This window comes from Mycobacterium gordonae, assembly GCF_001417955.2.
Classification (GTDB): Bacteria; Actinomycetota; Actinomycetes; order Mycobacteriales; family Mycobacteriaceae; genus Mycobacterium; species Mycobacterium gordonae_B.
Genome location: NZ_LKTM01000338.1, coordinates 38603 through 45500, shown reverse-complemented (window position 1 = coordinate 45500; position 6898 = coordinate 38603). Strand labels below are relative to the sequence as shown.

5 protein-coding genes are annotated in these 6898 nt (G+C 64.8%); 4 read left to right on the top strand and 1 reads right to left on the bottom strand.

Going from position 1 to position 6898, the window contains the following annotated elements; genetic code table 11:
• Positions 1–59: 59 nt before the first annotated feature.
• Positions 60–944 (bottom strand): metal-dependent hydrolase, encoded by an 885-nt coding sequence (locus AO501_RS23445; RefSeq protein WP_055579974.1) that lies wholly within the window; start codon positions 942–944, stop codon positions 60–62.
• Between the two features lie 69 nt (positions 945–1013).
• On the opposite strand from AO501_RS23445, the gene AO501_RS23440 reads away from it, so the two are divergent.
• The 4 genes from AO501_RS23440 (at position 1014) to AO501_RS23425 (ending at position 6881) form a co-directional block, all read left to right on the top strand.
• Entirely contained in the window at positions 1014–1688 is a 675-nt protein-coding gene (locus AO501_RS23440) for a TetR/AcrR family transcriptional regulator (protein WP_011560584.1), read from the top strand.
• A gap of 343 nt (positions 1689–2031) precedes the next feature.
• Positions 2032–3633, top strand: coding sequence for an acyl-CoA carboxylase subunit beta (locus AO501_RS23435; RefSeq protein ID WP_011560585.1), 1602 nt, complete (start codon positions 2032–2034; stop codon positions 3631–3633).
• Positions 3634–3638: 5 nt separating this feature from the next.
• Complete coding sequence (locus AO501_RS23430) at positions 3639–5672, top strand: biotin carboxylase N-terminal domain-containing protein (protein ID WP_005116476.1); 2034 nt, start codon at positions 3639–3641, stop codon at positions 5670–5672.
• A 54-nt stretch (positions 5673–5726) separates the two neighbouring features.
• The gene (locus AO501_RS23425) at positions 5727–6881 is read left to right on the top strand and encodes an acyl-CoA dehydrogenase family protein (RefSeq protein WP_011560586.1); all 1155 of its coding nucleotides are present in this window, start codon (positions 5727–5729) and stop codon (positions 6879–6881) included.
• Positions 6882–6898 lie beyond the last annotated feature (17 nt).

The window sequence follows — 6898 nt, the reverse complement described above, 5'->3', positions numbered from 1 at the left end:
GTGTTGATCCGTATCTCGCCCTGCATCAGGCCGGTTTGCTATGAACCACTGGACTCAACTCACCCTGGCACGCAGGGTCCCGACGAAGCGATAACTCGCTGTGAACCGTCTTGGTCGAACAGTTCTTTGCTCCAATGCTCCAGGACCGCGGCGCTGTCCCAATCATCAGGATGGAAACCCGGGCGATTGTAGGAACGGAAACGCCGCAGCGCATCGGCGGTGAACATCGGGGTGCGACTAAAGCGGTACAGACTGCGCACCAGGGTGACCGGGTTATATGAGGCTCTATCAGCGGCCATAGACAAGGCAGTCTGCAGAATGAGCTCGCCGAACAGAATTACTGAAGCGATCCGCATGCCCCGTACACGGGTGCGCTCGGTTGCTCCCACCAGCCGATAGACATCAAAGGCAACCGCTTTGTGCTCCGACTCCTCGAAGGCATGCCACAGCAGAATCGGTCGAACCTCTGTCTGGCCGATGAGCTTCTGGGCGTCTTCGCTGGTAAGAATGATTTCTGCCAGCGTAGCGGTGTAGTGCTCCAACGCGGAGGTCATGGACAGCCGCATTTCCGGCGAAAAGCGCCGTTCCAATCGCTTGATCAAGCGTCCGACATGACGGTCGATTCGCGCGGTCGGATAACCCATGACCTGGAGTCGCTCGTTTAGGAGACGATGCTGGTGTCGATGTGTGGCCTCTTGTCCGATGAAACCCTTGACCGCTGTCTCTAGTTGGGGATCGTCGATGGAACTCTGGAAGTTCCTGACCGAGCGGATGAAGAAATCCTCGCCTTCCGGGAACGTCGCAGAAAGCACCGAGATGAAATGGCTCATCACCAGGTCGCCATCGACAAAATGTTGCCGCTTCGTGGAGGTCGGCATCGGAAACCGAACGCGCCTGGGTTTTGGCAGCACCCGGGTCGGGGTCGGGGCTTGATCGTCCGACATTTGAGGTCCTTCCTCGAAGTTTGGATCTGACTTTATGCCTTGTCAGATAAGACTGCCAGACTGTAGGACATGAGTCCAGCACGTGTCTATGGCGGGCTGTCCGCAACTCAACGCGATGCACAGCGTCGCGTGATGTTGATTGATGCCGCGGTCTCAATCATGGGCACCCACGGAGCTACCGCGTGCACCGTGACCGCCGTGTGTGCGAAATCAGGAGTGACGAGCCGGTACTTCTACCAACAGTTTCGCGATCGAGACGCGCTCTTGCGTGCGGTATTTGCCAAGATCTCCACTACCTTCCAAGCGGTGATAACCAGCGCCATTCCGGACGACACGGTTGCTCCTCAAGAACTGGCTTACGCTCCGATCAAGGCCCTGGTTCAGGTGATCGAGAACGATCCCCGCATGGCCCGCATACTGTTTGTCGAGTCGGGCGCAGAACCCCTCCTTCGGCAGCTGCGAAGCGATCTGATGACCGATTTTGCGGAGCTGGTGCTCAGAGAGGCCCGCTTGCACCTCGATATACCCAGCGATGTGCTCCAAGTCGCAGATCTCGCCGCTACCTACGGTGTCGGGGGCCTGTTCGAGATACTCCGTCGCTGGATAGATGGACAACTGAACCTCTCGACTGAAATGCTCATCGAGCACTGTGCGGGTTTTCTCGGCATTCTCGGCCTGTATACCCTCGGACAGGCGCCTGATCAGGCCGCTCCGCCGCTGGCCAAAGCCGAGGAGACCCGATAGATTCTGGCCGACCGGCGTTATGCACTACTCGGTTGGCTGAAGGGCATGGCGCGACACTGACAATCGCTGCGGGTGTTCACCCGAGATCGCGAACCGTAGACTCCACGCGCGCCGGACGAGGAACTCGATACGACCTCGCACGGGCCCTGTGTGCCGTCCCTCCCCAGTCAATTCCTTCGATCGCTCGATCTGCAGCGAACGCACCGCTTCGATCCTCGCCATTCGACGGAACCACGGCGCGGAACAAATCCGACGCCCGCCTGCGCCGTTGTCACCTGATGTTAATTGCGGCTAACATCAGCGCCTAGTAGATCGACGTCGATGCTCGCCCGGAAGGAAAACTTTGGTACAGGTCCTGCCCGATCGGGTCGACGACACCGCGCCCGGCTATCTCAAGAACCGCGAAGGACTGAGCGCGCAACTCGACACCATCGCGGAGCAACTGGCGCTGGTCAACGGCGGCGGCGGCGCGAAATACGTTGCGCGCCACCGTAAGCGGGGCAAGCTGCTTGTCCGCGAGCGCATCGAGCTGATGCTCGACCCCGACACGGCGTTCCTCGAACTATGCCCCTTCGCCGCCTGGGGCAGTAAGTTCCCCGTCGGCGGTAGCGTGGTGGTAGGCATCGGCGTGGTCGAGGGCATCGAGTCGATGATCATCGCCCACGACCCCACCGTCCGCGGCGGCGCATCGAACCCTTATACCTTCCGCAAGGTGTTCCGCGGCATGGCCATCGCGCGGGAGAACCGACTGCCCATCATCAACATCGTCGAATCTGGCGGCGCCGACCTGCCCACACAGGCAGAGATCTTCGTGCCCGGCGGACAGCTGTTCCACGACTTGACCCAGCACAGCGCAGCGGGGCTGCCGACACTGGCCCTGGTCTTCGGCAACTCGACCGCGGGAGGTGCGTACGTCCCGGGCATGTGCGACTACGTCGTGATGGTGCGCAACCGTTCCAAGGTGTTCCTCGGCGGTCCGCCGCTGGTCAAGATGGCCACGGGCGAGGTCTCCGATGACGAGTCGCTCGGCGGCGCCGACATGCACGCCCGCACCTCGGGGCTGGCCGATTACATGGCCGAGGACGAGCAGGATGCGATCCGCATCGGCCGTCGCATCATGGCGCGGCTCAACTGGCGGAAGAACGGCCCCGGACCCACCACGCCGCCGCACCCACCGGTGCACGACCCCGATCAGCTGCTCGGCATCGCGTCGGTCGATCCGAAGGTGCCCTTCGACCCCCGCGACGTCATCGCCCGAGTGGTCGACGGCTCGGCCTTCGACGAGTTCAAACCTCTCTACGGCACGTCACTCGTCACCGGCTGGGCCTCGATCCACGGCTTCCCGGTCGGCATCCTCGCAAACGCACGGGGCATCCTGTTCAGTGAGGAGGCCGAGAAAGGTTCGCAGTTCATCCAACTGGCAAATCAGATCGACACCCCCCTCATCTTCCTGCAGAACACCACCGGTTTCATGGTCGGTGCCGAGTACGAACAGGGCGGCATCATCAAGGACGGCGCCAAGATGATCAACGCCGTATCAAACAGCACGGTCCCCCACGTGACCATCACCATGGGTGCGTCCTACGGTGCCGGGAACTACGGCATGTGCGGGCGATCGTACTCACCGCGTTTCCTATTCGCTTGGCCTAACTCGAAGTCGGCCGTGATGGGTCCGGCGCAACTGGCCGGAGTGCTGTCCATCGTGGCGCGCGAGTCCGCCGCCGACCGCGGGCTGCCCTTCGACGAGCAGGCCGACGCCCAGATGCGCGCCGCCGTCGAGGAACAGATCGAGCGCGAATCCGTCGCACTGGCCAACAGCGGCCGACTTTACGACGACGGGATCATCGATCCCCGCGATACGCGGACCGTTCTCGGGTTCTGCCTGTCGGTGATCCACAACGGCGAGGTCCGTGGCCAGCGTGGCTACGGCGTGTTCCGGATGTGATGGCGATGCCCAAGATCCGCAAGGTCCTGGTCGCCAACCGTGGCGAGATCGCGCGGCGGGTGTTCCGCACTTGCCGCGATCTCGGGATCGCCACCGTCGCGGTCTATTCCGACGCCGACGCCGACGCGTGGCACGTCGCCGACGCCGACGAGGCCGTGCACCTTCCCGGCTCGTCTGCCGCCGAGACCTACCTCGACATCCACCGGATCATCGCCGCTGCCTCGCTCACCGGCGCGGACGCAGTACACCCCGGCTACGGCTTCCTTTCGGAAAACGCCGGGTTCGCGCGCGCCTGTGCCGCCGCCGACCTCGTCTTCATCGGTCCGCCGCCCGGGGCGATCGACGCGATGGGCTCGAAGCTGCAGGCCAAGAAGACGATGTCCGACGCGGGGGTGCCTGTGCTGCCCGGTGGCGACACGACGGGGCTATCGGCCGAGCAGCTGGCGAAGCTGGCCGCCGACGTCGGCTACCCCGTGCTGGTCAAGGCCAGCGCCGGCGGCGGTGGCCGAGGCATGCGCATTGTCGCGTCGCCGGACGAGCTCGACGAAGCGGTCACCTCCGCTTCGCGTGAGGCCGCCGCCGCGTTCGCCGACGGCACCGTCTTCCTCGAGCGTTACGTCCAGCGCCCACGCCACGTCGAGATCCAGATCATGGCCGACACGCACGGAAACGTCGTCTCTCTGTTCGAGCGCGAGTGCTCCGTGCAGCGTCGACACCAGAAGGTGATCGAGGAGGCGCCGTCACCGGTCGTCGACGACGCGTTGCGCGCTCGGATGAGCGAGGCCGCCATCGCCGCCGCGCGCGCCGTCGGCTACGTAGGCGCCGGGACGGTCGAGTTCGTCTACGACGCCGCTCAGGATGGCAAAGCCGACTCCTTCGCCTTCCTAGAGATGAACACCCGGCTGCAGGTCGAGCACCCGGTTACCGAGCTGATCACCGGCCTCGACCTGGTGCGTGCCCAGCTGCTCGTAGCCATGGGCCGCCCGCTGCCTGAGGAGATGCACAACCCGCGAATTCGCGGTCACGCGGTCGAGGCCCGGCTGTGCGCCGAGGATCCGGCCGATGACTACCGGCCCTGTACCGGCACCCTGCGCACCTTGGATGTCCCGGCGCTTGCCGGCGTGCGGGTTGACTCGGGTTTTCGTGCCGGTTCGGTCATCAGTCATTACTACGATTCGCTGCTGGCCAAGGTCATCGCGTGGGCACCAACGCGCGACGAGGCACTTGCCAGCCTCTCGGCGGCGCTGGCCGGCGCCCGTATTCACGGCGTGACCACCAATCGCAACCTGCTTGTTCGCGTCCTGCGCCATGACGAGTTCGCCGGGCGGGGCACCGACACTGGGTTCCTTGACCGACACGACGTCGCCCAACTCGGCGCTGCCCTCCCAGACACGCAGTCCGAGCGCCTGCACGCCGTCGCGGCGACCGTGGCCGGGGTGGCCGCGCGGCGTGCCGTCGCAACTCTGCAGGCCACGTTGCCCGCCGGCTGGCGCAACAACCCTTCGCAGCCGCAGACCACAACCTGGCAGACCCAGGGCGGGCGCGAAGTGCGCGTCGGGTACACGTTAGGTTCGACAGGGACCTGCCTGCAGGTCGACGACGAGCCGTTGGCCGACGTCGAGGTTGTCGAGGGCAGTAGCGAGCGGGTGGTGCTGCGCGTCGACGGGGTGCGCCGCACTTATGATGTCGTCCTCGACGGCGATGTTGCCCACCTCGACTCGGTCGCCGGCTACTCCGCCCTGCGGCTGGCGCCACGCTTCGTCGACCCGAGCACTCTGAACCCGCCCGGGTCGCTCACCGCGCCGATGCCGGGCTCGGTGATCCGACTACCGGTCGCCGAGGGCGAGACGGTGTCAGCCGGTCAAACGCTCGTCGTCCTGGAGGCGATGAAGATGGAGCACACCGTCGCGAGCCCGATCGACGGGGTGCTGAGCGCCCTGCCGGTCCAGGTCGGCCATCAGGTCTCGAGCGGTGACGTCCTCGCCGTGGTCGAGGCGGTGGACGGCGGTGAAGTGGCGTCGGACGCCACGGAGCTCTAATGAAGCCGGCGCGCTCCCGATCGGTGGCGCGTCGATACCGATGTGAGGAGTGTCATGGAATTGCACGAGACAGAGGAACGTCAGGACCTGCGCAAGGCGGTCGCCGAGATCGCCAAGGACTTCGGACACGAGTACTACCTGGAAAAGTCGCTGGCCGGCGGGAAGAGCACCGAGCTGTGGCAGGCCGTGGGCAAACAGGGCTTCCTCGGGGTGAACCTTTCCGAGCAGTACGGCGGCGGCGGCGGCGGCATCTACGACATGCAGATCGTCGGTGAGGAGCTCGCCGCGGCGGGCTGCCCGCTGCTGATGACCGTCGTCTCGCCGACCATCTGCGGCACGATCATCCAGGCATTCGGCAGTGAGGAACTCAAGCAGCAGTGGCTGCCGGGCATCGCCAGCGGCGAGACGATCATGGCATTCGCGATCACCGAGCCGGACGCGGGCTCGAACTCGCACAACATCTCCACGACCGCGAAACGCGACGGCGACGACTGGGTCATCAACGGCACCAAGTACTACATTTCTGGTGTCGACGAAGCCGAAGCGATCCTGGTCGTCACCCGAACGTCTACCAACGACAGTGGTCGCGGACTACTCAGCTTGCTCGTCGTGCCCACCGATGTCCCCGGGCTCACCAAGTCACTCATCCCGGTGCAGGCGGTCACTCCAGAGAAGCAGTTCACTCTATTCTTCGATGACGTCCGCGTGCCGGCCGCCAACCTTATCGGCGCGGAGAACGAGGGCCTGCGCCAGGTCTTCATGGGCCTGAACCCGGAGCGAATCATGGGGGCGGCGCTCGGCAACGGCATCGGTCGCTACGCGCTGGATAAAGCCGCCGATTACGCCCGCAACCGCCACGTGTGGGGAACGCCGATCGGCTCGCACCAAGGCGTATCGCACCCGCTCGCCCACGCCAAGATCCAGGTTGAGCTGGCCCGGTTGATGACTCAGCGTGCCGCCTCCCTGCACGACGCCGGCGATCCGGGGTCGGGTGAGGCGTCGAACATGGCGAAATATGCCGCAGCCGAGGCGGGCATCCTGGCGCTCGACCAGGCGATTCAAACCCACGGCGGCAACGGCATGGCCACCGAGTACGGCCTCGCCACGTTGTGGGGTCCGGCCCGGCTCATGCGCACCGCGCCGATCAGCCGCGAAATGATCCTCAACTTCGTGGCGCAGCACAGCCTGAAACTGCCCGCGTCCTACTGAGTCGCCGCGGAATGAAA

Coding starts and splice junctions, on each gene's coding strand:
- AO501_RS23445 (WP_055579974.1), bottom strand. CDS start 944: ATGTCGGACGATCAAGCCCCGACCCCGACCCGGGTGCTGCCAAAACCC.
- AO501_RS23440 (WP_011560584.1), top strand. CDS start 1,014: ATGAGTCCAGCACGTGTCTATGGCGGGCTGTCCGCAACTCAACGCGAT.
- AO501_RS23430 (WP_005116476.1), top strand. CDS start 3,639: ATGCCCAAGATCCGCAAGGTCCTGGTCGCCAACCGTGGCGAGATCGCG.
- AO501_RS23425 (WP_011560586.1), top strand. CDS start 5,727: ATGGAATTGCACGAGACAGAGGAACGTCAGGACCTGCGCAAGGCGGTC.